Annotated in this window: 24 protein-coding genes and 1 other RNA gene; 14 read left to right on the top strand and 11 right to left on the bottom strand. The window is 66.2% G+C overall.

Annotation, left to right across the window (positions count from 1 at the left end; all coding sequences use genetic code 11):
- Positions 1-96 precede the first annotated feature (96 nt).
- Positions 97-672: a DUF3016 domain-containing protein gene (locus ACDH77_RS17385; RefSeq protein ID WP_184421113.1), complete on the top strand. Its 576-nt coding sequence runs from the start codon at positions 97-99 to the stop codon at positions 670-672.
- Between the two features lie 229 nt (positions 673-901).
- Here the strand turns inward: ACDH77_RS17385 and alr are convergent, their stop codons facing one another.
- Both alr and ACDH77_RS17395 read right to left on the bottom strand, forming a co-directional pair.
- Positions 902-1,999, bottom strand: a complete 1,098-nt coding sequence (gene alr, locus ACDH77_RS17390; protein WP_031424989.1) for an alanine racemase — start codon at positions 1,997-1,999, stop codon at positions 902-904.
- The gene (locus tag ACDH77_RS17395) at positions 1,999-3,288 is read right to left on the bottom strand and encodes a D-amino acid dehydrogenase (protein WP_029820356.1); all 1,290 of its coding nucleotides are present in this window, start codon (positions 3,286-3,288) and stop codon (positions 1,999-2,001) included. The genes alr and ACDH77_RS17395 overlap by 1 nt, the downstream gene beginning before the upstream one ends.
- Before the next feature lie 148 nt (positions 3,289-3,436).
- Between ACDH77_RS17395 and ACDH77_RS17400 the strand changes: the two genes are divergently transcribed.
- Positions 3,437-3,916 carry an Lrp/AsnC ligand binding domain-containing protein gene (locus ACDH77_RS17400; RefSeq protein WP_007963043.1) on the top strand — a complete coding sequence of 160 codons (480 nt, stop codon included), beginning with the start codon at positions 3,437-3,439 and terminating at the stop codon, positions 3,914-3,916.
- 57 nt (positions 3,917-3,973) lie between these two features.
- On the opposite strand, the gene ACDH77_RS17405 is transcribed toward ACDH77_RS17400, so the two are convergent.
- The gene (locus ACDH77_RS17405) at positions 3,974-4,402 is read right to left on the bottom strand and encodes a hypothetical protein (protein ID WP_372173060.1); all 429 of its coding nucleotides are present in this window, start codon (positions 4,400-4,402) and stop codon (positions 3,974-3,976) included.
- Positions 4,403-4,640: 238 nt separating this feature from the next.
- Between ACDH77_RS17405 and msrB the strand changes: the two genes are divergently transcribed.
- From msrB to ACDH77_RS17435, 6 genes are all read left to right on the top strand, one after another.
- Positions 4,641-5,105, top strand: a complete 465-nt coding sequence (msrB, locus tag ACDH77_RS17410; protein ID WP_372353569.1) for a peptide-methionine (R)-S-oxide reductase MsrB — start codon at positions 4,641-4,643, stop codon at positions 5,103-5,105.
- A 341-nt stretch (positions 5,106-5,446) separates the two neighbouring features.
- Entirely contained in the window at positions 5,447-5,932 is a 486-nt protein-coding gene (locus ACDH77_RS17415; protein ID WP_372353570.1) for an MliC family protein, read from the top strand.
- Positions 5,933-6,029: 97 nt separating this feature from the next.
- Entirely contained in the window at positions 6,030-6,884 is an 855-nt protein-coding gene (gene motA / locus ACDH77_RS17420; protein ID WP_008573335.1) for a flagellar motor stator protein MotA, read from the top strand.
- A gap of 10 nt (positions 6,885-6,894) precedes the next feature.
- Positions 6,895-8,052 carry a flagellar motor protein MotB gene (motB, locus tag ACDH77_RS17425; protein WP_005911263.1) on the top strand — a complete coding sequence of 386 codons (1,158 nt, stop codon included), beginning with the start codon at positions 6,895-6,897 and terminating at the stop codon, positions 8,050-8,052.
- Positions 8,053-8,292: 240 nt separating this feature from the next.
- On the top strand, positions 8,293-8,877 hold the full coding sequence (locus ACDH77_RS17430; protein WP_057680897.1) for a hypothetical protein: 585 nt from the start codon (positions 8,293-8,295) through the stop codon (positions 8,875-8,877).
- Positions 8,878-8,885: 8 nt separating this feature from the next.
- The gene (locus ACDH77_RS17435; RefSeq protein WP_008573332.1) at positions 8,886-9,170 is read left to right on the top strand and encodes a DUF4031 domain-containing protein; all 285 of its coding nucleotides are present in this window, start codon (positions 8,886-8,888) and stop codon (positions 9,168-9,170) included.
- 432 nt (positions 9,171-9,602) lie between these two features.
- On the opposite strand, the gene ACDH77_RS17440 is transcribed toward ACDH77_RS17435, so the two are convergent.
- A complete protein-coding gene (locus ACDH77_RS17440; RefSeq protein WP_005911265.1) occupies positions 9,603-10,154 on the bottom strand; it encodes a hypothetical protein in 552 nt (183 codons plus the stop codon).
- A gap of 166 nt (positions 10,155-10,320) precedes the next feature.
- On the opposite strand from ACDH77_RS17440, the gene ACDH77_RS17445 reads away from it, so the two are divergent.
- Complete coding sequence (locus ACDH77_RS17445; protein ID WP_029820361.1) at positions 10,321-10,587, top strand: DUF3297 family protein; 267 nt, start codon at positions 10,321-10,323, stop codon at positions 10,585-10,587.
- Between the two features lie 413 nt (positions 10,588-11,000).
- On the opposite strand, the gene ACDH77_RS17450 is transcribed toward ACDH77_RS17445, so the two are convergent.
- The 3 genes from ACDH77_RS17450 to ACDH77_RS17460 all read right to left on the bottom strand — a co-directional run bounded on the left by ACDH77_RS17450 (position 11,001) and on the right by ACDH77_RS17460 (position 14,676).
- Positions 11,001-11,762 (bottom strand): ABC transporter permease, encoded by a 762-nt coding sequence (locus tag ACDH77_RS17450; protein WP_008573329.1) that lies wholly within the window; start codon positions 11,760-11,762, stop codon positions 11,001-11,003.
- The gene (locus ACDH77_RS17455) at positions 11,759-12,703 is read right to left on the bottom strand and encodes an ABC transporter ATP-binding protein (RefSeq protein ID WP_029820363.1); all 945 of its coding nucleotides are present in this window, start codon (positions 12,701-12,703) and stop codon (positions 11,759-11,761) included. Before ACDH77_RS17455 ends, ACDH77_RS17450 begins: the two co-directional genes overlap by 4 nt.
- Positions 12,704-12,999: 296 nt before the next feature.
- Positions 13,000-14,676 carry a Na+/H+ antiporter gene (locus tag ACDH77_RS17460; protein ID WP_008573327.1) on the bottom strand — a complete coding sequence of 559 codons (1,677 nt, stop codon included), beginning with the start codon at positions 14,674-14,676 and terminating at the stop codon, positions 13,000-13,002.
- A gap of 661 nt (positions 14,677-15,337) precedes the next feature.
- Here ACDH77_RS17460 and ACDH77_RS17465 point away from each other — a divergent pair.
- Complete coding sequence (locus tag ACDH77_RS17465; RefSeq protein WP_008573326.1) at positions 15,338-15,895, top strand: fasciclin domain-containing protein; 558 nt, start codon at positions 15,338-15,340, stop codon at positions 15,893-15,895.
- A 517-nt stretch (positions 15,896-16,412) separates the two neighbouring features.
- Here the strand turns inward: ACDH77_RS17465 and ACDH77_RS17470 are convergent.
- The 3 genes from ACDH77_RS17470 to ACDH77_RS17480 all read right to left on the bottom strand — a co-directional run bounded on the left by ACDH77_RS17470 (position 16,413) and on the right by ACDH77_RS17480 (position 20,409).
- Entirely contained in the window at positions 16,413-17,849 is a 1,437-nt protein-coding gene (locus ACDH77_RS17470) for a UdgX family uracil-DNA binding protein (RefSeq protein ID WP_031424994.1), read from the bottom strand.
- A gap of 260 nt (positions 17,850-18,109) precedes the next feature.
- The gene (locus ACDH77_RS17475; RefSeq protein WP_008573323.1) at positions 18,110-19,354 is read right to left on the bottom strand and encodes a putative DNA modification/repair radical SAM protein; all 1,245 of its coding nucleotides are present in this window, start codon (positions 19,352-19,354) and stop codon (positions 18,110-18,112) included.
- A 206-nt stretch (positions 19,355-19,560) separates the two neighbouring features.
- Positions 19,561-20,409, bottom strand: coding sequence for a DODA-type extradiol aromatic ring-opening family dioxygenase (locus ACDH77_RS17480; protein WP_029820370.1), 849 nt, complete (start codon positions 20,407-20,409; stop codon positions 19,561-19,563).
- Positions 20,410-20,794: 385 nt separating this feature from the next.
- Between ACDH77_RS17480 and ACDH77_RS17485 the strand changes: the two genes are divergently transcribed.
- The 3 genes from ACDH77_RS17485 (at position 20,795) to ACDH77_RS17495 (ending at position 23,620) form a co-directional block, all read left to right on the top strand.
- On the top strand, positions 20,795-21,691 hold the full coding sequence (locus ACDH77_RS17485; protein ID WP_109291125.1) for a LysR family transcriptional regulator: 897 nt from the start codon (positions 20,795-20,797) through the stop codon (positions 21,689-21,691).
- Positions 21,692-21,917: 226 nt separating this feature from the next.
- Positions 21,918-22,487 carry a flavodoxin family protein gene (locus ACDH77_RS17490; RefSeq protein WP_008573320.1) on the top strand — a complete coding sequence of 190 codons (570 nt, stop codon included), beginning with the start codon at positions 21,918-21,920 and terminating at the stop codon, positions 22,485-22,487.
- 137 nt (positions 22,488-22,624) lie between these two features.
- Positions 22,625-23,620, top strand: a complete 996-nt coding sequence (locus ACDH77_RS17495; protein ID WP_014091147.1) for an aldo/keto reductase — start codon at positions 22,625-22,627, stop codon at positions 23,618-23,620.
- Between the two features lie 22 nt (positions 23,621-23,642).
- Here the strand turns inward: ACDH77_RS17495 and ACDH77_RS17500 are convergent.
- A non-coding RNA gene (locus tag ACDH77_RS17500) (sX9 sRNA) lies at positions 23,643-23,717 on the bottom strand.
- Between the two features lie 282 nt (positions 23,718-23,999).
- Here ACDH77_RS17500 and ACDH77_RS17505 point away from each other — a divergent pair.
- Positions 24,000-24,695, top strand: a complete 696-nt coding sequence (locus ACDH77_RS17505) for a glycosyltransferase (RefSeq protein WP_008573318.1) — start codon at positions 24,000-24,002, stop codon at positions 24,693-24,695.
- Positions 24,696-24,808 lie beyond the last annotated feature (113 nt).

The following is a 24,808-nucleotide window of genomic DNA, read 5'->3' on the forward strand; positions in this document are numbered from 1 at the left end:
CGAACCCAGGCGTGCAGCGCGTTGCGGGCGTTCTGAGGCGCCCCCACACTGCGAAAACAGCCGGTACACACCGTACCTTCCGCTTGGAGGCTTTCGATGAAACTTTCCAATCTTTCCGGCGCCAGCCTGCTGCTGGCGGGTGTGCTTGCCGCGACCGGTGTGCAGGCCGGGGTGCGCAACGTCACCGACCCCGATGCGCCGCGCGCGCTTGGCAGCGACGGCAAGGTGGACGTGCGCTGGACCGACCCTGCGCAGTTCTCCGAGATGCGCTTCAGCGGCAACCGTTGGGAGGCGCAACGCGGCGATTGGGTGACCCAGCTGGCCACCCACTTTCAGAAGAGCGCAGCGCGCCAGTTGCCCGATGGCCAGCATCTGAGCGTGACCATTACCGACATCCGCCGCGCCGGCCAGTACGAGCCCTGGCACGGGCCGCGCATGCAGGACGTGCGCGTGGTCAAGGACATCTACCCGCCGCGCCTGAGCTTCACCTACACGCTTACCGGCGCCGATGGCCGCGTGATCGACCAGGGCGAACGCAAGCTGGTGGATTCGGCTTTTCTGATGAGCGGACCGCGCCTGACCGACAGCGATCCGCTGCGCTTCGAAAAGGCGATGATCGACGATTGGGTGCGCAAGCAGTTCCGTGGCGATCGCAGTACCGCCGGGTTGTGAGTTGCCGCTGAAAGCCCCTCTCCCGTCGAGGCGCCACGGCACAGCTTGCGCGCCACTGGCGCGCGTGCCTTGGTGCGCCTGCGCCGCTGCCGCAGGCCGGCGCGCGGAGCGGGGGTTGGGGGAGAAGGTACCGCGCGCAGCACGCCTGGCATTCAAACTGCACGCAGCTTCGCTCGCACCCTCATCCGGCGCTACGCGCCACCTTCTCCGTGGGGAAGAAGGGATGCACCTATGCTGAAAGTTTGCCTACTTCCGCCTCACCCACATAGATCCGCGGTACCCGCTTGAGCCCGCAAAGCAGCTGGTAGGCGCTGACGTTGCATTGCGCTGCCAGCGCGCTGACCTGCGGTGCGTCGCCCCACAGCTGCACCGGCGTGCCGATGTCGGCCTGCGGGTGGTCGGTGAGGTCCACGGTGAGCATGTCCATCGAGACGCGACCGATCAACGGGCAGATCTGCCCGTCCACCAGCACCGGGGTGCCGTTGGGCGCGAACTGCGGATAGCCGTCGGCATAGCCCATCGCCACCACGCCGACACGCGTGGGTCGTTCGGCAACGAAGCGGGCGCCGTAGCCCACCGGCTCGCCGGCCGGCAACTCGCGCACCGAAATGATGCGCGAGCGCAGCGTCATCACCGGACGCAGCTGCGCAGTGTTCTCGGTGTGCTGCGGGAACGGGTTGGCGCCGTACAACATCAACCCGGGGCGCGACCAGTCGTTGCGCAGCGCCGGCCAGCCAAGCAGGCCGGGCGAATTGCGCAGGCTGGTTTCTGCGCGCATGCCGCCGGCGGTGAGCGCAAAGGCCACCGCCTGCTCGTCGGTGCGGCTGCAGTCCAGCTCGTCGGCACGTGCCAGGTGGGTCATCAGCACCAGCGAGGCGATCTGCGGTAGCCCGCGCAGGCGCAACCAGGCGGCGCGGAAATCCTCCGGCGACAGGCCCAGCCGATGCATGCCGCTGTCCATCTTCAACCACACCCGCAACGGCCGCGGGCTCTGGAACTCGGCCAGCGCGCGCACTTGCTGCGGCGTGGCCGCCACCGTCCACAGATCGTGCTCGGCGATCAGGCGCAACTCGTCGTGTTCGAAAAATCCCTCCAGCAACAGGATCGGCGCACGGATGCCGGCCTGGCGCAGTTCCAGCGCCTCTTCGATGCAGGCCACTGCAAAGCCATCGGCTTCCGGCTCCAGCGCCTGCGCGCAGCGCACTGCACCGTGCCCGTACGCGTCGGCCTTGACCACCGCCAGCGCCTTGCTGCCGCCCAGGCGCCTGGCCAGGCGGTAGTTGTGGCGCAATGCCTCCAGATCGATCCAAGCTTGCGCAGGACGCACTACGCGGCCTCCCGCTGCGCGCGCGCGCTGCGCGGCGACAGGTAGCGGAACACGTCCAGGCCTTCGGTATCGATCTCGGGCGTGCGGCCCTGCATGAGGTCGGCCAGGTAGCGTCCGGAGCCGCAGGCCATGGTCCAGCCCAGCGTGCCATGCCCGGTGTTGAGGAACAGGTTGGCATAGGGCGTGGCGCCCACCACCGGGGTGCCATCCGGGGTGGCCGGGCGCAAGCCGGTCCAGAACTCGGCCTGGGCCAGATCGCCGCCGCCGGGGAACAGGTCGTTAACGACCATTTCCAGGGTGGCGCGACGACGCGGATTCAGCGACAGATCGAAGCCGGCCACCTCGGCCATGCCGCCGACGCGGATGCGGTCGTCGAAACGGGTGAGCGCGATCTTGTAGCTCTCGTCCAGCACGGTGGAGGTCGGCGCGCGCTGCGCATCGACGATCGGGATGGTGAGCGAATAGCCCTTGAGCGGGTACACCGGCAGGTGCAGGCCGAGCGAGAGCAGCAAATCGGCCGAATAGCTGCCCAGCGCCAGCACGTAGCGGTCGGCCGTTTCCATGCGGCCATCGATCTGCACGCCGCTGACCTGGCCGCCGCCGTGCTCCAGCCGCTCGATCTGTTGCCCGTAGCGGAACGTGACCCCCGCCTGCGCGGCCAGTTCGGCCAGGCGCTGGGTAAACAGCCGGCAGTCGCCGGTCTGGTCTTCGGGCAGGCGCAGCGCGCCGGCCATCTGCGCGCCGCCGCCGGCCAGGCCGGGTTCGAACTGCGCGATCTGCGCCGGGCTCAGCAGCTCGTACGGTACGCCGTACTGGGCCAGCACCTCGATGTCCTGCGCGGCCGCATCCAGCTGCTGCTGGGTGCGGAACAACTGCGTGGTGCCAAGCTGGCGGCCTTCGAATTCGATGCCGGTCTCGGCGCGCAGGGCGTTGAGGCAATCGCGGCTGTAGTCGGACATGCGCACCATGCGCGCCTTGTTCACCGCATAGCGTTCGGCGGTGCAGTTGCGCAGCATCTGGCTCAGCCAGGCCAGCTGGCGCAGGTCGCGGGTGGGGCGGATCGACAGCGGTGCGTGCTGCTCGAACAGCCACTTCACCGCCTTGCCGGGCACGCCGGGCGCCGCCCACGGCGAGGTGTAGCCGAACGACAGCTGGCCGGCGTTGGCGTAGCTGGTCTCCAGCGCCGCTGCCGGCTGGCGGTCGACCACGGTCACTTCGCAACCGGCCTGCGCCAGGTACCACGCACTGGTCACGCCGATGACGCCGCTACCGAGAATGAGCACACGCATGTCGTTCTCCTGAAAAGGGCATTCCCCCACAACCACGCGCCGAGGGGGACAGTTAGACGCAGTATATTGCGAGCCAGGCAGTGCCATTTCTGGAATCGGCACGGCTTTGCAGTGAAACTTCCTGCCAAACCCTGCACAGACAAACCTCATGAGCACCCGCGCCCGCGAGCTGGACAAGATCGACCGCAAGATCCTGCGCATCCTGCAGCAGGAGGGGCGGATTTCGTTCACCGAACTGGGCGAGCGGGTCGGACTGTCGACCACGCCGTGCACCGAGCGCGTGCGCCGGCTGGAGCGCGACGGCGCCATCACCGGCTATTACGCGCGGCTGGACCCGCACTATCTCAAGGCCAGCCTGCTGGTGTTCGTGGAGATCAGCCTGGCCTACAAGTCCGGCGACATCTTCGAAGAATTCCGCCGCGCCGCGCTGAAGCTGCCCAACGTGCTGGAGTGCCACCTGGTCTCCGGAGACTTCGACTACCTGCTCAAGGCGCGCATCAGCGAGATGGCGTCCTACCGCAAGTTGCTCGGCAGCACCTTGCTGACCATGCCGCATGTGCGCGAATCCAAGAGCTATATCGTGATGGAAGAGGTCAAGGAGACGCTGGCGTTGCCGATCGCCGATTGAGGCGGGGATTCGGGATTGGCGGTTGGCGGTTGGCGCCATCAGATCGCGCTGCTGCTGTCAGCGCACCACGCGCATGCCATCGCCCGCCGGCACCGCGTCGTAGTAGCGGCCGGTCTTGGTATCCAGCACCCGGTTGGCGCCGGCCGGCTGCATGCCCTGCAGCAGACGGCCGTTGCGGTCGTAGACCATCGCCTTGGTCGGCGTCACCTGGCTGCCGGCAGGCGCGACCGGCATTTGTGCCGGCCCATGCGTGGGGATGCTCGGCGCGACCGAGCGTTGCCCCAGTTGCGAAGGCACCGGTGCGGCCGAAGGCGCCGGCTGCAGCGCGCGCGGCGGCGTTACCGTGGGCGGGACGGGCGTCGGCGTGGTGATGGGCTGCAAGGTCGTGGATGAGCGCGTGGTGGTGGCCGACTGCGCCGCCACCGCGCCGGTCAGCGTCAGTAGAACGCATAGCAGAACGCGGCGGCTTGATGCGTGGATCGCCATGACAGGCACCTTGCGTGTTTGAGGGTCATGCAGTGATTGGGGCGCAAGGACGCTGCGGCAATGCATGCGACCGGCCGGGGGATGAACGCTTTCGCAAGGTGGTTGCGGTGCGAAGAAGGCTGACCTCCGCCGCAGTGGCGGGCCGTTGGCTGCGTCTCACCGGTTGAACCACCCCGACACTGCCCACATCACGGAAGCAGGCGCCGGCACCCCGCTGGCGAGCGCATGCGAGAGCCCCATGAGCCAGTTCGATCTGACCCCTCCCTCCCCCGCCCAACGCGATGCCCTGATCGCCGGGCTCAGCGACGAGGAACAGCGCGTGCTGCTGCACCATGGCACCGAGGCGCCGTTCTGCGGGGTGTTTCTGGACAACAAGCTGGACGGTGTCTACACCTGCCGGCTGTGCGGGCTGCCGCTGTTCCGTTCCAGCGCCAAATTCGAGTCCGGCACGGGCTGGCCGAGCTTCTTTGCGCCCTACGACCCGGCCCATGTGCGCGAGATCCGCGACACCAGCTACGGCGTGATCCGCACCGAAATCGTCTGCGCGCGCTGCGACAGCCACCTGGGCCATGTGTTCCCGGACGGCCCGCCGCCCACCGGCGAGCGCCACTGCCTGAACTCGGTCTCGCTGGGCTTCACCGAAAACGGCCAGGCCCTGCCGAACCCGCTGCAGCGCCAAGGCGCCGAGGCGCAACCGGCCTGATGGCGCCGCGTTTGTGGGCCACCGCCGTTGCAGTGCCCGGGAGGAAGTAAACAACGCCTGCCTGCGCTTTGCGCGCCATGACAGGCACCGCCTGCACGCGGCTCGAGCCGGCAATGACGATGTGCAGATCGGTCGCCGGCGAGAGACCCAGATACGGCTTGATTTCCATACGGCCGGCCACATGCAGGCTAGGTCCCAGCGGTAAAGCGGTCGCGTGTTCAGTCATAGGCAGGCCTTCCGGCCCCGGCGCGCAAGATGCACGCCCTTGGGGCGCCGGGCCGGCGCCCAGGTCCCAACCGCCGCAAACACGGCGGCAATCCAAACCAGGCAGGAGTACGCAGATGCACACGTCCTCATCCCTGATGCTCACCGGCCTGCTGGCGGCCGCACTCGCCGGCTGCAGCGCAGGTAGCCCGCCCCCGGCAGCGCAGGCGGGCAAGCCCGCACATGCCCAGCCAGCCGGTGTCCAAACCGATGCCCGCCCGCTTGCCACAGGCACCGACGCCAGCGTGACCGGCCCGCTGCCGCGTCCGGCCAAGACGCCCGCTCCAGCGGCGGCGGCCGACCCCGCGCTTCCCGCGCAGACGGTGGCCTGGCGCTGCGGCCCGCGCACGGTCGCGACACGTTTCAATGCGGCCACCGATGCCCTGCAGCTGACCCTCGACGACCGCAGGCTGATCCTGCTCAGTGCCCAGGCAGCATCCGGGGCGCGCTTTGCCGATGCACAGGGCAACCAATTCTGGGAACACGCCGGCGAAGCGACACTGTCGCTGGCAGGCGGCGAGGCGATCAGATGCGTGCATGAGACCGCCACCACAATCGGTTAGACATTCAGCTACAGCGCACGTCTTCACGCCACGCGCTTCAAGAATCGGCCGCGCAAGCCGAAACCACTAGCAACCCCAGTTTGCTTCCGGCTGCGCCATGCTCATCATCGTTGGCTTCATCGTCGTCATCGTCAGCGTCCTCGGCGGCTACGTGCTGTCGCACGGAAAGCTGGGCGCGCTGTGGCAGCCGTACGAGCTGATGATCATCGGTGGCGCAGCGCTGGGCGCGTTCCTGGTCAGCACGCCGGGCAAGATCGTCAAGGAAACCCTCAGCGGCATCATGGGCGTGTTCAAGGGCCCGCAGTACAAGTCCGAGGACTACAAGGACACCCTGAGCCTGATCTACGAACTGCTGAACAAGGCGCGCCGCGACGGCTTCATGGCGCTGGAAGACCACGTCGAAAAGCCGCAGGACAGCACCATCTTCGGCAACTACCCCAAGGTAGTGGCCGACCATCACCTGCTGGATTTCATCACCGACTGCCTACGCCTGATGATCGGCAGCAACATCGAGCCGCACGAGCTGGAACCGCTGCTCGAACTGGAACTGGAAAAACACCATCACGAAGCCCTGGCGCCGTCGCATGCGCTGAGCAAGGTCTCCGACGGCCTGCCCGGCTTCGGCATCGTGGCGGCGGTGCTCGGCATCGTGATCACCATGGGCTCGATCGGCGGGCCGATCGAGGAGATCGGCCACCACGTCGGCGCCGCGCTGGTCGGCACCTTCCTCGGCATCCTGCTGGCCTACGGCTTCGTCTCGCCGTTGTCGGCGGCGATGGAAGCGCGTGCCGAGCAGGACGGGCGCATCTATGAAGCGGTCAAGACCGCGCTGCTGGCCTGCCTGCGTGGCTACAACCCGAAGATCGCGCTGGAATTCGCGCGCAAGACCCTGCCCTCCAACGTGCGTCCGAGCTTCGGCGATTTCGAAACGCACCTGAAGACGATCAAGTAGGGCCGCGGTCATGGCCGAGGCCAAATCCACCGTCATCATCCGACGGGTCAAGAAGGTACAGGGTGGCGGCCATCATGGCGGCGCCTGGAAGGTGGCGTTTGCCGACTTCGTGACCGCGATGATGGCCTTCTTCCTGGTGCTGTGGCTGATGGCGGCCACCACCAAGGAACAGCGCGCGGCGATCTCCGAATACTTCCGCAACCCCAGCCCGCTGTCCGGCAAATCGCCGGCGCCTTCGCCCGGCATGAACGGACCCGGTGGCGCCAGCACCTCGATGATCAAGCTCGGCGGTACCGCCGACATGGCCAAGGGACAGAAGGACGAAATGGGCCGCAAGCGCGACAACGCGGCCGATACCGACGTGGACAGCCGCGCCAAGGACAAGAGGCGCCTGGAAGCGCTGATGCAGGACCTGAAGGAGGCCATCGACAAGAGCCAGGCGCTGGAGCCGTTCAAGGACCAGCTGCTGCTGGACCTCACGCCCGATGGCCTGCGCATCCAGATCGTGGACAAGCAGAACCGCCCGATGTTCGACATCGGCCGCGACCAGCTCAAGCCGTATACGGTGGCGATCCTGCGCGAGCTGTCCAGCTTCATCAACCAGGTGCCCAACCACATCAGCATCACCGGCCATACCGACACCACCGCCTACAGCAGCGATGCCGGCTACACCAACTGGGAACTCAGCGCCGACCGCGCCAATGCCGCGCGCCGCGCCCTGGTGGCCGGGGGCATGTCCGATGCCAAGGTGACGCGTGTGGTGGGGCTGTCCTCGTCGGTGCTGTTCGACAAGACCGATCCGCAGAACCCGATCAACCGCCGCATCAGTATCGTGGTGATGACCCAGGACGCCGAAAACGCAGCGCTGGCCGGCGCAGACCAGGGCGTGGCACTGGGCAAGTCGCTGCACGATGCCGACACCCAGGTGCCGGATCTGAGCGGCGCCGCGGCCACCGGCACCGCCACCGTGGGGACGCCTGCCGAAAGCGCAAAACCGGCCGCGGCCCCGCCAGTCGCCGCCGCCGCGGCTGCGACCCCGGCTCCGGCCCTGGCATCGGCAGGAACTGCTGCTGCGCGTCCGGCAGGACCGCGCATGTCGTCCAGCGCGCAGGTGGCCTCTGCCACGGCGCTCGCCAAAGCGGCCGAAGCGGCGGTGGAGAAGCGGTAACGCAGGCCGGCAGGCTTGGTGGCGCGGGCCGGGATTTTCCGGATTCGCCAGGCACTCGACACCGGGAGATGGCCTGCGGCGGTTCGGGCTTGGGGCGTCCTGGTGGCGGCTCTCAGGTCGGTGCCTGCGGAGACGGTGCCCCCCGGCAGCCGGTTCGCATCCACGGGCCAACTCCGCTACGCATCGCATCGTGCGGCGCACGCTCTAGAATGGCCGGCCATTCCCAGCGTCGAGAACACCGTGTCCCGTAATTCCAAGGCCAAGCGCGACAAGCGCAAGAAGCAGCAGCCCAAGCGCCCCTTCGTCCGTCTGGGCCAGGCGCCCCAGGTCACCAACCATGCCGTGCTGCAGGACGCCGATGGCCGCGTGGTCGCCGCGATCGGCCTGCAGGGTGGCAGCGAGTGGATGCTGTCGATCGGCGGCCAGACCATGGGCAGCGCCGACAACCCGGTCCCGATGCTGGCCATGCTCAAGCACCTGGCCAACCTGCAGGAAGCCGAAGGCAAGACCATTTCGCTGGAATATTCGACCCAGCTGCAGCAGATGATCGACGACCTGGCCGCCGACGAAGGCCAGACCGCCGAGGAATACCTGACCAAGCTGGTGTCCGAGTTCCAGAACGCCGATGCGGATGAAGACGGCGAGGCGGAAGACGCAGCACAGGACGCCGGCACCGAGGCCGGTGCTGACGACGCGGCTGAAGACGACACTGCCAGCGCCACCGACAGTGCTGCAGATGCCAGCGACCAGGCTTCCGACGCTGCAGCGGACGCGCCCGACGGCGACAGCGCCGGCAAGAAGCCGAAGAAGTCCAAGAAGGCCTGACCCGGCCGATGGCCGTCTACGTCGACGATGCGGTGCACCTGTGGCGCGACCAGCGCTGGGCGCACCTGCTCGGCGATACGCTGGACGAGCTGCATGCCATGGCGGCGCGGCTGGGCATTCCCCGCCGCGCCTTCCAGAACAAACTCAGCGGTGCGCACTACGACGTGCCCGCGCCGCTGCGCCTTGAGGCCATTGCCCTGGGCGCCATTCCCATCTCCCGCCACACCGACCGCGCGCTGCTCAAGGGCTTGATCGCCAATGCGCGGGCGCAGGCGCGCGGCCAGGCGCCTTGAAAACCGGGATTGGGGAGTGGAGATTCGGGATTCGCAAGTGCCGGGCGATTGCGTCGATCACGTGCGCATAAGCACATCGGGAGGCCTGATTTGAACGCACGAGCAAGGCCATTTCCATCACGCGTCATGCCGGCAAGCGTGCTCCCAACCAAGCAGCGCATCTGTCTTGCTGCCGCTTGCCCAAACTTTCCGACCAGCCAGTGCGCGCATCAGCGTGGCGAACAAAACGTTGTGAACAGCCGTCAGGCGGATGCGAACGCCGCGGTGGTCCACCGATTCCGAGCAACAGCCGCACTCGCTCGGCGTCCGCACAGCCTGATGAGTGCGGCTTTACGTTTGTCGCAATTCAGCGCGCGCAAAGATCGACTCACGCAACAGCAAGCACGGGACCGCCCCTGCGAATCCCGAATGCCAACTCCCCAATCCCAACCCTCAGAACGCCTCATTCCCCAGCCGCACTTCCACCCCCAGCAACGAGGTTAGCGCCAGCATGGCGTCGTCGTCGCGGCTGAGCGCAATCCAGCCGGCATAGGCGTCGCCACCGGTGTTCCAGTTCCACAGCGAGTAGCCGTGCTCGCGCAGGCGATCGAATGCCACCGCCATCAAGTCGGGGACCTCCAGGTTGCCGGCGAAGTCTTCGTCGTCCAGGTCACCGCCCCAATCGATGCGCAGGTTCCAGCGCGCACTGAGTTCGTCGATGGCGGCGATGAACGCATCGGCGTCCTTCCAGTCCACATAGAAACCCGAGCGCCAATCGATCACGTCCTTCAGCGCCCACAACCAGGCATCGTCGCCGTCGTCGCCATCGGTCTCGGCCTGCGTTTCGCGCCAGGCGTCGAACTGGGCCAGCGCGGTGTCCTCGTCGCCGGGGTTGATCAGCACCAGCAGGTTCCACACCCGCGCGGGATGGTCATCCACATCGTCTTCGTCGCCCTCGGGCTGCAGGCCTTCGTCGTCTTCGTAGTCGGCACTGTTGTCAGGCATTGCGGTCTCGTTTGCTGGAGTGCAGGGGCATAAAGTGTGAGGCCTGACGGCGCGCAAGCAAACCGATGGGCGCACGTCGTTGCGTCGCCGGGGCTGGTCTTCCCGGCGCAGGCCCGTATCCTGTGCGGCCGAAGACGGCTATCCCGGCCGCCATGACGCCTTTCCCATGAGCGATACCCCTCCCGATCACCTGGCCATCGACGCACGCAGCCCGTTCCACAACGCCGATGCCCTCAACCGCGGCGTCGGCGTGCGCTTCAACGGTATCGAACGCGACAACGTGGAGGAGTACTCGGTCAGCGAAGGCTGGATCAAGGTGCAGGTCGGCAAGGCACGCGACCGTCGCGGCAACCCGATGACGATGAAGATCAAGGGCGACGTGGTGGCCTACTTCCTGGACACCAGGCACGACGCCAAGCCTGCTGCCGAGTAAGAGCGGCTGACCAAACGACTTCACGCTGTTCCATTGCAGAGCTGCTGAGCGCGAGTTTGCTGCAGGCTCCTTGCCTGCCCACCATCGCCGGACACGCTGCAAGTACGTCCCTACAAGCTCTTACGCGGCATCCATGCCGCGTAAGGTCCGGCGACGGTAGGCGGGCAAGCACCTGTCGAGAGTGTCGGTCCGCAGGGTTCAAGCAAAGCAATCGACCAACTTTCTAGCGCGGTGCCCTTGTCGCTTGCGGGACCGTGTGGCGGCATGGATGCCGCCACCGAGCCTACATGGACGCACTTGCGGCGTGTCCCGCGAGCGGCGAGGGCACCGCGCCCTCGCCTCGCTCACCGTTCGACCCGGACCTCTGGCCGCATCCACCAAACTGCAGCGACAAACACCACTGCCTTCACCACTCACGCCTTGAGCCGATAGCCGCTGCGGAAGATCGCCGCCACCACGCCCAGGCACGCCAGCAGGAACAGGAACGTCATGCCGGTGCTCACCGCGATATGCACATCGGCCTTGCCGTAGAAACTCCAGCGGAAGCCGCTGATCAGATACACCACCGGGTTGAACAGGGTGACCTTCTGCCACAACGGCGGCAGCATGTTGATCGAATAGAAACTGCCGCCCAGGAAGGTCAGCGGCGTCACCACCATCAGCGGAATTACCTGCAGTTTTTCGAAGCCATCGGCCCAGATGCCGATGATGAAACCGAACAGGCTGAAGGTCAGCGCGGTGAGCACCAGAAAGCCCAGCATCCACACCGGGTGCGCGATTTCGTATGGCACGAACAGCCGCGCGGTCAGCAGGATCAACAACCCCAGCATCACCGATTTGGTCGCCGCCGCGCCCACGTAGCCGATCACGATTTCCCACCACGCCACCGGCGCGGACAGCACCTCGTAGATGGTGCCGGCCCAGCGCGGCATGTAGATGCCGAACGAAGCATTGGAGATGCTCTCGTTGAGCAGCGACAACATCACCAGGCCGGGAATGATGAAGGCGCCGTAGCTGATGCCGTCGATATCGCCCATGCGCGAACCGATCGCCGCGCCGAACACCACGAAGTACAGCGAGGTCGACAACACCGGCGAGGCGATCGACTGGGTCAGCGTGCGGAAGGCGCGCGCCATTTCGAAGCGGTAGATCGCCGCAATCGCATGCAGGTTCATGCGCGCACCTCCTGCTGACGTGCGCCATGCACCAGGTTGACGAAGATCTCTTCCAGCGAACTCTCGCTGGAATGCAGGTCCTTGAAGTCGATGCCCTGCTCGTTGAGCCGGCGCAGCAGCGCACCGATGCCGGTCTGCTCGGCCTGGGTATCGAAAGTGTAGATCAAGGCGTTGCCTTCGGCGGCCAACTCCAGCGGCAGGTCGGCCAGCGCGGCGGGCAGCGCCTGCAACGGCGCCTGCAGGCTCAACGTGAGCTGTTTCTTGCCCAGCTTGCGCATCAGCGTGTGCTTGTCTTCCACCAGCACCAGCTCGCCGCGATTGATGACACCGACGCGGTCGGCCATGTCTTCGGCCTCTTCGATGTAGTGGGTGGTCAGGATGATGGTGGTGCCCTGCTCGCGCAGCCGCCGCACCATCTGCCACATGTCGTGACGCAGCTCCACGTCCACACCGGCCGTGGGCTCGTCCAGGAACAGGATGCGCGGCTCGTGGGCGAGCGCCTTGGCGATCAGCACACGCCGCTTCATGCCGCCGGAGAGCGTGGAAATCTTGTTGTTGCGTTTCTCCCACAGCGACAGCTCGCGCAGGATGGTTTCCAGGTACTGCGGATTGGCCGGCTTGCCGAACAGGCCGCGGCTGAAACGCACCGTGGCCCACACCGTTTCGAACGCATCGGTGGCCAGTTCCTGCGGCACCAGGCCGATGCTGGCACGCGCGGCGCGGTAGTCGCGCACGATGTCGTGCCCGTCGGCCAGCACAGTGCCGGAGCTGGGGTTGATCAAGCCGCAGATGATGCTGATCAAGGTGGTCTTGCCGGCGCCGTTGGGGCCGAGCAGCGCGAAGATCTCGCCGCGCCGGATCTCAAGATCCACCTGTTTGAGCGCCTGGAAACCGCCGGCGTAGGTCTTGCTCAAGCCCTGGATGGAGACGATCGAAGTCATGGGTCTGGCACGGGAGGATAAGCGCCACAGGGTAGGCCGTGCGCCATGAAAATGGCAGCAGTGCGAGTGGGATGGTGTCTCCCGACACACGCGCAGGAGCGTGAGCGAACTGGGCTGCGCACGCACGCTGCACCCCGGTGTTGGCGTATCTCTATGCAGGAGCGCGCTTGAGCGCGATGGGGCTTTCCCGCTAATGCCCCATCGCGCCCAGGTGCGCTCCTACCCAAACATCGCAACCGCCTTGGCTCTTGCGATTCCCCACTTCCGATTCCCGATTCCCGCGCGCATCAGCGCGCTCACGCGCGCTTGCGCGACTCGATCAGATCCAGATTGCGCACCAGCCGCCGCGACAGGTCGTCGGAAATTTCGCGTCGTCGCGCAAGCTTGAACAGCTCATTGCGCTCGGCCACCAAGGCCGCATGGCGAAACTGGCGCAGCGCCTTTTCGTAGGCAACCGCCTCTTCCGGATCGGTCTCGGCCATGTCCACCGCGCCGAGCTTGCGCTGATAGCGCTGGCTCACCTGGTTGGCCGCCGCGTTGTAGCGCTCGGCATGCTTGCTGTCTTCCACCAGCCGCTGGCGCAGCTTTTCCACTGCATCCAGCGCCGCCTGCGAAGCGGCCTTGACGGCCAGGTCTTCCTTGAGCTGCTCGTCTTCTTCTTCGGGCAACTCCAGCCCACGCAACAGCCGCGGCAACGCGACGCTGGCCACCAGCAACGACACCAGAATGACCGAGGCCGCCAGGAAGATCGCCAACTGACGGGCCGGGAAGGGCGAGCCGTCCTCCAGCATCAACGGCAGCGTGAGCACGCCGGCCAGGGTGATCGCACCGCGCACGCCGGCCAGCGACACCGCCACCACGATGCGCCACGGCGGGCTGACATGCGCCTCGCCGCGTCGCTGCGCCTTGAAGATGTTCCAGCGCAACGACAGGAACACCCACACAAAACGCAACGCCATCAGGCTGAGACTGATGGTGGCCACGTACACCGCCAGCCACCAGGGATTGAGGTGCCCGGCCTCCTGCACGCTGCGCACCGCACCGTCCAGGATGCCCGGCAACTGCTCGCCCAGCAGCACGAAGATGATGCCGTTGAAGGTGAACTGCACCGTGTCCCACACCGCCGAACGCTGCAGGCGCATATTGCCCGGGGCGTTGCCGGCCATTTCCACGTAGCTCATGGTGATGCCGGCGGCCACTGCGGCCAGGATGCCGGAGGCATGGAAGGCTTCGGCCAGCAGATACGCCGCAAATGGGGTAAGTAGGTTGACCAGGATCGCCGAACCGGGCTCCTCGCCGAAATGCCGCCAGATCCAGGCCTGGATGCGGCTCAACCCAAAGGTCGTCGCCACGCCCAGGGCCAGGCCGGCCAGCGCCACCCACAGAAAGGTCAGCGAAGCGGCCGCCACCGAGAAGGTGCCGGTCAGCACCGCTGCCACCGCGAACTGGAAACACACCAGGCCCGAGGCGTCGTTGAGCAGCGACTCGCCTTCCAGGATGTGCATCAGGCGCTTGGGGATCGGCACCTTGGAGGCGATCGAGGACACCGCCACCGGGTCGGTTGGCGAAATGATCGCTGCCAGCGCAAACGCCACGGCCAGCGGCATCGCCGGTATCAGCCAATGGATGAAGAAGCCGGCCCCAATCACGGTGAAGATGACCAGCCCCAACGCCAGTTCCAGAATGGCCGCCTTGTCGCGGAACAGGCCTTGCTTGGGAATGCGCCAGCCATCCAGAAACAGCAGTGGCGGCAGGAACAACAGGAAGAACAGCTCCGGTTCCAGCTCGTGCCCGGCATCGAAGACGCCGGAGACCACCGCGCCCAGCGCGATCTGGACCAACGGCAGCGGCAGCGAAAACGGCAGGATGCGGATGAGGTAACCGCTGGCCGCGACCGCCAGCAACATGGCGAGGACGACATCGATCGAATGCATGAAGAACCCGGAATGAAGAAACGGCCGCACGCGCGGCATCGCATATTGCGACGCACAACAACGCACCTACCGGACCATACCGTGTTGCACCCGGTGATGAAAACCACCGCATTGCCTCGCACCTTGGCAGGTTGGGCGATGCGGCAGGGTTGTTGCGGATCGGTTCAATCGGCCGGCGTCCGATACGCTGGCGAATGGAGGCAGGCGCGGTGACGCGCTTCAAGTGCGCGCCCTGCGGCAAACCGATCGTGCAGCGACGCGGTGGCGAGCGGCTGCGGCTCGATCGGTGACGAACGATGCAATGACGCACAGGCGTTTCCGCAACCGCAGCCGGCATGTTGGACACAGGCACGTCTGCGTCGGCCGCAGTGCATGAACGCCCGATCCGATCGAGCCGAAGGCATGTCGCGCCCACGGCATCGAAGGGCGTTGCGCATCGCCTTGCCGCTTTCTTGGAAGGGCACGAACCATCGCGCTATAGCCACAGATGACGCGCGAGCGCGTGCGGGTGCAGCGACCGCTGTCGTATCGCTGTCGGTCGTGGCCCACGCGGGCACCAGCCACCTGTGACGCCACCATCACCACGCCAAACGTGGTGATGAATGTCAAAACAGCGTGATGCATCCGGCCGTTTCGCAGGCGCGTATTGACGTTACGGTTGCCATCCAGGCGATCGCCAACCCAAAAGGATCGATGCCTCATGAAGACTTCATTCCAGTCGCTTGCCGTTGCCACCGCCATTGCCCTGAGCAGCGCCATGGCTCCCGCCTATGCTGCGTCCAATCCGACCGTTGGCGGCGCGCCGATGCTGGCGACCAAGGACATTGTCGACAACGCGGTCAACTCCAAGGACCACACCACGCTGGTCGCTGCCGTCAAAGCCGCCGGCCTGGTCGACACGCTGAAGGGCCCGGGCCCGTTCACCGTGTTCGCACCGACCAATGCGGCCTTCTCGGCACTGCCGGCCGGCACCGTCGACACCTTGCTGAAGCCCGAATCCAAGGCGACGCTGACCAAGGTGCTGACCTATCACGTGGTGCCGGGCAAGGTGGATGCTGCTTCGCTGATCGCCAAGATCAAGGCCGGCGGCGGCAGCGCCACGCTGACCACCGTGCAGGGCGAACCGCTGACCGCAAAGCTCAATGGCAAAAAGGTCACCATCACCGACGTCAAGGGCAATACCGCCAACGTCACCATTGCCGACGTCATGCAGAGCAATGGCGTGATCCACGTGGTGGACAAGGTGCTGATGCCGTAATGGCCTGCCGTCGCACTGCGACGCGTCGCGGCTGACGCAGGCACGCTGCCATCGGCGGAATGTGGTTTTTCCGCCGATGGCGCAGCGCTTTCATGCAGCGTCATGGCCTCAGACGCGCTGTCTTGAAGAAGTTTCCGTCGATGAGGCGACCGTTTAGCAAGCGCAGACCTTACGCGACATCGACACACAAGATGTCTCGGCTAGTGCGGTATCGGGCAACCAGAGGCACCGCATGACGGCTGCCCTGTGGGTTCTGTTTGTCGCTAGTGGATCAGCAACTCCAAGCCACCGATCGACGGTGGAGGGCAGTGGATCTGCGAACGTCCTACCGAAGGCAGGTCTTCGTTCAACATGCTGTGCGTCGCGCGAGCCAGCCTCCAGCGACCGCAATCAAACCGTCAAGCGGCGGTGATGGAGTGACCGGCGTGCCGGTGGCTCCGCTTGGTGTCCTGATTCTCCGACACCGTGCGCGTGCCCTTGCACGCGTATTTTTTTGCCCGTGCGACGCGCGGTTTCCCTATCTCGACTGATCGCTGGACGGCGGCGGTGGATCCAGCAATCGACGGAGATCTTCGACAAATCCGCGATACCCTTCTTCGCGCGCATCGGTCGATGGCTGGCGCAACACCCAGGACGGATGCACCGTGGTCAACACCGGCGTGCCGTCGTCCAGGCGTTGCCATTGCCCGCGCTCGCGCATCAATCGGAAGCTGCTTCCCAACACCGCTTGCGCCGCAGTCGCGCCCAGGCAGACGATCTGGGCCGGACGCAATTGCGCCCGTTCGGCCTGCAACCACCCGCTACAGGCCTGTACATGGGTGCGCTCGGGATTGCGATGCAGCCGCCGTTTGCCGCGCTGCTCGAAACGGAAATGCTTGACCGCATTGGTGACGTAAAACTTCTCTCGGTCCACACCCAGCTCGCCCAATGCCATGTTGAACAGGCGCCCGGCAGGCCCGACAAACGGACGACCGCTCAAGTCCTCTTCATCGCCAGGCTGCTCGCCGATCACCATCACCGACGCATCGTCGGGCCCTTCGCCGAACACTGTTTGCGTTGCTGGTTGCCACAGCTCGCAACGCCGGCAATCGCGTGCGGCAGTGCGCAACTGGGCCAGGCTTTGGGTGGCCACGTCCGGCAGTGGCGCAGGCGCCGCCGGCACCCGTCGCCGTACCGGCTCGGGCGCGCGCTCGGCCATCTCGCGCACGCGCACGCCGGCTTCACGGATCAGCTCCGGCAACAGCGTGGCTTCGGGCAGGTTCTTCCAATATTTCTGCGGCATTTCCTGCCGCATCATGGTCGGGTTGAGCCGCGCCGGGTTGAAGATGTGCGCGTAGTACGTGCGCCAGAGCGTCTCCTGCGCATCGTCGGCCGGGACCTGGGTGCGCACCGCGCCTTCGCCAAAGGCCAACGCCTGCCCATCCCAACGCACGCTGCGGTACGGGGTCAGGATCGCCCAGCGCATGCCGGCAAACCGGCGCGCAAAAAACGGCGCCACGCGATCCACGATCCAGTGCTCGGGCTCGAACCAGGACACGAAGTCTTCTTCTTCCCCGGGCAGGCGGCGAAAGCGCACGAAGGCCTTCATCTTGTGCGTATCGCGCTGCACCGCTTTTTGCCACTGCCGTAGCCGGTGCACATCCACATCGGTGGCGCGCTCCAGCAAGGCTTTTTCTCCAGAGGCAACGCGCCACAGCAAGCGATACAACACGGCATGCCGTTGCGGGTCGCGGTGACACAGCACCGAGGCCGCCAGCTGCATGAAATCCGCAGAGACCCGTGGTGGTGGCACCACAGCCGGCAAGGCCAACAGGCCCTGCCCCATCAACAAGCCGCCCTGCGCCCCGCCATTCCAGGCCACATCGTCCGGCTCCACCTGCGCGCACCAGCCCGCCCGCGCCAACGCGCGCCACGCCTCAAAGCTCCACGGCGGCTCCACCTCAGCGCTGAACATCGCTCACACCGCACTCCCCAGAGACTAACGCCACCATCAACACCAAGACCCTATCGCCGCTGCTATTGCCGTGGCCGTGGCCGTGGCCGTGGCCGTGGCCGTGGCCGTGGATCTTGCTTCACCCCGTCGCCTTAAAGCGAGCCGAGCACCGCAGTCATGCGTGGCCGAAGCGGCGCCCTTGTTTGAGCGTAGCGAGTTTGGGCGCCGTGCCGCGCGTGGCGAGGAGCGCAGGGGACCGGTGCGGCCTTATCGCAGAGGCACTAATCAAACAACCCCGCCTGCCTAGGCGCAGGTGCCAATTGCGCCCGCAACCGCACAGGATCATCCAAGCGTTGACGCGGATGATGATCCAGCACACTCACAAACGGCAGCAACTTCTTCATTGGCACGCGCAGCCGTGCCAGATCCCCAACCCGCAAGCGCGCATGCCGCCGCGACAACAACAGACGCTCCACGTTGCGCGTGCCCAGGCCCGGTACGCGCAGCAGCATTTCGCGCGGTGCCGCATTCAGATCCACCGGAAACCGCTCGGGATTGCGCAATGCCCAGGCCAGCTTGGGGTCCACGTCCAGGTCGAGCATGCCGCTGGACTGCGCCGGCGCAATGTCTTCCACGCTGAACTCGTAGAAACGCAGCAACCAGTCGGCCTGATACAGCCGGTGCTCGCGCTGCAGGGGCGGCGCCTGCAACGGCAGCTTGGACGAGGCGTCCGGGATGGGGCTGAAGGCCGAGTAATACACCCGGCGCATGCGGTAATTGCCGTAGAGGTTGTGGCTGGTGTCCAGAATGCTGCGGTCGTTGGCATTGTCGGCGCCGACGATCATCTGCGTGCTCTGCCCGGCCGGTGCAAAGCGTGGCGGCTTGGCGCGGCGCACCGTTTCGGCCTTGCGTTCGAGCTGGTTCTCTTCGATGCGCCAGCGCAACTCGCCCATCGCCGAGCGAATGCCGCCCACGCTTTTTTCCGGCGCCAGCAGCGTCAGGCCCTGTTCGGTGGGCAACTCCACATTGATGCTCAAGCGATCGGCATAGCGTCCGGCCGCTGCCAGCAACTCCGGGGCCGCATCCGGGATGGTCTTGAGATGGATGTAACCGGCGAAATGGTGCACCTCGCGCAGCTGCCGCGCCACTTCCACCAGTTGCTCCATGGTGTAGTCGGAGTTGCGGATGATGCCGCTGGAGAGAAACAAGCCTTCGATGTAGTTGCGCTTGTAGAAATCCAGCGTGAGCGTGACCACTTCCTCCGGCGTGAAGCGCGCACGGCGCACATTGCTGGACACGCGATTGACGCAGTACGCGCAGTCGAAAATGCAAAAATTGGTCAGCAGGATCTTCAACAGCGACACGCATCTGCCATCGGGCGTGTACGAGTGGCAGATGCCCATGCCCTCGGTGCTGCCGATGCCGCCGGTGCCCAGCGAGTTGCGCTTGTTGGCGCCACTGGAAGCACAGGAGGCATCGTATTTGGCGGCGTCGGCGAGGACGGCGAGCTTGTCGAGGATTTTCACGCGGGCAGCATGCAGCGGTGGCGTCTCAGCCTATGAGACTCGCATGCACCCGATCGTGAATGCTTTAGAGCGCTGCGGGTTGGCGCGATCCGGCCGCTCGCAACTGCATGCGTCCCGCCCCTGCCGACCGTGCGATTGCACCATCCCGATCGGCATTGCAGCACTTGGCGCAAACATGCCGATGCGCCCACGTCCGCACCCCGGCGCTATGCCGCGATCGGCTCCGCCGCCGCTGCAGGGCCGTCGAAGCGATACAGATCCATGGCCATCAAACCCGCATCGATGCCGGCGTCGATGCGCTGCGCACCAAGCCGGTCATCGCCGGCCGCCCCCATCGCCACGTACAGCGGCAGCCAGTGCTCGTCGCTGGGATGCGCGCGTGCGGCATGCGGCGCCTGGCGGCGGTAGTCCAGCAGCGCGGGGATGTCGTTGTCCAGCAGCTTGCGTTCGGTCCATTCGATGAAGGGCCGCACGTACGGCGCTTGCCGCTCGGCGCTGTAGCCGTGGCGCAAGTCGTGCAGGTTATGGGTGATGCTGCCTGAGCCAACCACCAGCACGCCGTCATCGCGCAATGGCGCCAGCGCACGCCCCACCGCGAACTGGTGCGCCGGTCCCAGCTCGGGCTGGATCGATAGCGACACCACCGGGATGTCGGCGTCCGGATACAGCAGGCGCAGCGGCACCCAGACGCCGTGATCGAAGCCGCGCTGCGGGTCCAGCTGCGGATGCAGGCCGGCCTGCTCCAGCCGGCGCACGATCTGCTGCGCCAATGCCGGCTCGCCGGGCGCCGGATAGTCCAGCGCATACAACGGCGCCGGGAAGCCGCCAAAGTCGTGAATGGTCGGCGGCCGCAGCGCACCGCTGACCAGCGGGCGACGGCCCAGCCAGTGCGCGCTCGCCACCACGATGGCACGCGGCCGCGGCAACGCGTGCCGCAGGTCGGCCAGGCGCTCGCCGACCTGCCCCGGCTGCAGCGCAGTCATCGGCGAGCCGTGCGAGATGTACAGGGAAGGCAAGCGGGTCATGGACAGCTCCTTGATCGATGAAAACAGCATCAGCGCGACGGCCTCATGGCGAATGCGCCTGGTCGGGCAAGGCCCGGGCGATCACCGACTCCGCCCATGACGCCAGGTCCCCGGTCGCCGCCCGGGTTTCGGGCGCCAGCCACGGTGACAAGCGTGTCTGTCGGCGGCGGCAAGCCCACAAGCGCCAGCCAGCGGGCGCAAGCCGGCCGGAGCGCACGCCATCACGCAGGTCATGCCGGGCACCGCAAACGCACACGCTGATGCAGACAGCCGTGCCGATGGGGACGCGAAGATGCAAGGCCAGCCGTCATGGCGGACTCCAGTAGGCACCACACCAGCCTATTCGTTACAGAATTCTGATAAATACAGTTACTTCAGATAAATTATTTCACTTGAGGTAACAATCGGACCCGCCATGGATACCCTCGATGCGATGCGCGTGTTCGCCGCGGTGGCCGAGCGCAACGGCTTCAGCGCCGCCGCCGATGCATTGGACCGCTCCACTGCCAGCGTCACCCGCCAGGTCGCCGCGCTTGAACAGCGGCTCGACACCCGCCTGCTCAACCGCACCACCCGCCGGGTCAGCCTGACCAGTGCCGGCAGCGCCTACTACCAGCGCTGCCGGCAGCTGCTGGCCGATCTAGACGACCTGGAGGCCACCATCGGCGCGCAAGCGCTGGAGCCAGCCGGCGTACTGCGGGTGAACGCGCCGGTGAGCTATGGCATCGAGCGCCTGGGCGCATTGCTGCCGGGCTTTCGTGCACGCTACCCGCAGGTGGAACTGGACCTGTCGCTGTCCGACCGCCTGGTGGACATGGTCGAAGAAGGCTTCGACGTCGCCATCCGCATCACCCGCCGGCCGGCGCCGATGTTGATCGCCCGGCAGTTGGGCAAGGTCCGCATCCTGGCATGTGCATCGCCGGCCTATCTGGCGCGTGCCGGAACACCCCGGCACCCATCCGATCTGGCCGGCCACGAATGCCTGCTCTACCACTACTCCCCCAGCGGCGACGAGGTGCGCTTTCAGGGCCCGGAGGGCGATATCGACGTGCGCCTGCGCGGCGGCCTGCGCGCCAACAACGGGCATGTGCTGAACGCTGCCGCGCTGGCCGGGCAAGGCATCGTGATGCAGCCGGATTTCCTGGCCGAGCCGCACCTCGCCGCAGGGCGGCTGGTGCGCATCCTTCCGGACTACGCACTGGACGAAATCGGCATCTTTGCGGTGTACACCAGCCGCAGCCACCTGGCACCGAAGGTGCGCAGCTTCATCGATTACCTGATCGAATGCATGGCCGAGCCCGGACCTGGTTGAGCCAGCGGCGACGCCAAGAAACAGGTCGCTGATCCGGCACGTGAGCCAATGCGGCCGGGATGTGGGATCGGGGAACTGGGCGCGCAAGCACGCGACATTTCGACAAACGCATCCCGGTTCACCCGCGGCGGCAAACGACCGCGGCAACAGTTCGTCCCGTGCGTGGTCATTCTGCTGTCGCGACCGGTGTGCGCACAATCCGGCTCCCCGTTCAACAGGAGTGCCCATGAGCAAGATCGCCATCGTGTATTTCAGCGGCTACGGCCACACCGTCAAGCAGGCCGAAGCCGTGCACGCAGGCGCGGCCAGCGTTGGTGAGGCCACGCTGTACCGCATCGACCAGGACGGCAACCTGCCCGACGACGCGTGGGATGCCATCAGTGCCGCCGACGCCATCATCTACGGCAGCCCCACCTACATGGGCGGCCCGGCGTGGCAGTTCAAGAAATTTGCCGATGCCAGCTCCAAACCGTGGTTTGCGCAGGCCTGGAAGGACAAGGTCGCTGCCGGCTTCACCAATTCGGCATCGGCCAACGGCGACAAGGCCACCACCATCCAGTACTTGTGGACGCTGTCGCAACAGCATGGCCAGATCTGGGTGGGCACCGGGCTGCCGCCGGCCAACACCAAGGCGCATGGGCCGCAGGACGTGAACTGGACTGGCGGCTGGGGCGGTGCACTGGCGATCTCGCCATCGGACGCGTCGCCGGACGAAGCGCCGCGTCGCGGCGACCTGGAAACGGCCAAGCTGTTCGGCAAGCGCGTGGCCGAAGTGGCCGCCAAGCTCAAGGGCTGATTGCACACCGCGCCAGCCCGCGCAGATCGCAGCATGGCCTGCCGATCTGCGCGGGCCGTGCGTTAGCGCGTGGGCCACATCGCGCTAACGCCTTTCACGCCATTGTCTCCCGACCTTTTGCTGCACGGAGTCCCCCCATGCAAACCCGCACGCTTGGCCGTTCCGGCCCCACCGTTTCGGCCCTGGGCCTTGGCTGCATGGGGATGAGCGCGTTCTATGGCGACCGCAGCGACGAGGCCGCCTCGATCGCGGTGATCCACCGCGCGCTCGATCGTGGCATCAGCTTGCTCGACACCGCCGACATGTACGGCCCGCACACCAATGAAGTGCTGGTCGGCAAGGCGATTGCCTCGCGCCGGCATGAAGTGTTTCTGGCCACCAAATTCGGCATCAAGCTCGACCCCAACGACCCGTCGGTGCGCGGCATCGATGGCAGCCCGGCGTATGTGCAGTCCGCGTGCGAAGCCAGCCTGCGTCGGCTGGGCGTGGAGCATATCGACCTGTACTACCAACACCGCGTCGACCCCAACGTGCCCATCGAAGACACCGTAGGCGCGATGGCGCGCCTGGTCGAACAGGGCAAGGTGCGCTTTCTCGGCTTATCGGAAGCGGCCGCAGCCACCATTCGCCGTGCGCACGCGGTGCACCCCATCACTGCGGTGCAGACCGAATATTCGCTGTGGTCGCGCGAGCCTGAAGACAACGGCGTATTCGCCGCGGTGCGCGAACTCGGCATCGGGTTCGTGCCTTACTCGCCGCTGGGGCGCGGTTTTTTGACCGGCGCGTTTTCGTCGCCGGACGATTTCGATGCCGACGATTACCGCCGCCATTCGCCGCGTTTTCAAGGCGAAAACTTCACCCGCAACCTGCAACTGGTGGAGCAGGTCAAGACCATTGCTGCCGACAAGGGCATCACACCGGGGCAACTGGCACTGGCCTGGGTGCTGGCGCAAGGCCAGGACCTGGTTCCGATCCCGGGCACCAAGCGGTTGGCCTATCTGGAAGAAAACATCGCTGCGCTGGATGTGGCCCTGATGCCGGACGAACTGGCCCGCATCGATGCCATCTTCCCGCCGCAGGCTGCGGCTGGCACGCGCTACCCGGAAGCAATGATGGGCGCGGTCAACCGCTGAGCCGTGCTGCGTGGCCTAGGTTGGCTGACACGCAGCGGCGGCTGCCAGGTGGCTGCGGACGGCGCACTTGGAACCGGCGTGTACGAACGTGGCACATGCCGATTCTGGGCACGGCCGCGCCCGCATGGCGGTGAGCGCAATCGCCTTGCGGTATGCCGCGGGTCCTCGCAGCGCACAGCCAGCGCTGCGGCACTGCGTTGGCGCCGGTGGAGCTTGCCGCGCGCCACTGCTGCCATCCAACTGTCACACCGCAATCGATAGATGCGTGTGTGTTTCGCAGCGCTCGTCGATCGCGCGTACTGGATGCTGACCGCCCCTGCTCACACTCCCGCTTCGCAGCCCCTTGCACACTGGCTGCAGTTCACACGCCTATTGCCCCATGCTGTCCTTCGTGATTCCCGCCCATGACGAGGCTGCCCTGATCGGCGACACGCTGCAGTGCCTGCATGCCTGCGCGCAGGCCATGCAGCTGGACTATGAAGTGATCGTGGTGGCCGATGCCTGCGAAGACGCCACGGCAGCCATCGCACGCAGCCATGGCGCGCAGGTGCTGGAGGTGCAGTTGCGCCACATCGCCGCCACGCGTAATGCCGGCGCACAGGCCGCACGAGGCGAGCGCCTGTTGTTTCTGGATGCCGACACACTGATCAACCCGCACGTCGTTGGCGCAGCACTGGCTGCGCTCGATGCCGGCGCGGTAGGCGGTGGGGCGCAGGTGCATCTGCAGGGCAAGCGGGTGTGGTCCGAGCGCATGGCGCAGGCGGTGTTTGGCTGGTTTTTCCGTGTTTCCGGCATTGCGCCCGGGTGCTTTCTGTTTTGCACGCGGGTGGCCTTCGTCAGTGCAGGGGGCTTCAACACGCGCTACTACGCCGGTGAAGACGTGGCACTGAGCCGCGCCCTGGCGCGCTGCGGACGCTTTGTGATCTTGCGCCAGACCGTGCACACCTCCGACCGCAAGCTGCGCAGCTTTTCCAAGCGCGAGCACCTGAGCCTGCTGTTGCGGTTTCTGTGGCGCGGGCGGCGCATGCTGCAGACCCGCGACGCGCTCGGCTTCTGGTATCAGCGCCGGCGCTGAACCGAGCGTGTCCGCATCACCGCGATCCGCGGCGAAGCCTACGCTGGAACCGGCACCCGGCACTGCAGGCCACTACACTGTGCTGTCCGTTTTGGTTATACGAGCTGCGCCGC

The organism is Xanthomonas axonopodis pv. maculifoliigardeniae (assembly GCF_041519315.1).
In the GTDB taxonomy this organism is placed as follows: domain Bacteria; phylum Pseudomonadota; class Gammaproteobacteria; order Xanthomonadales; family Xanthomonadaceae; genus Xanthomonas; species Xanthomonas euvesicatoria.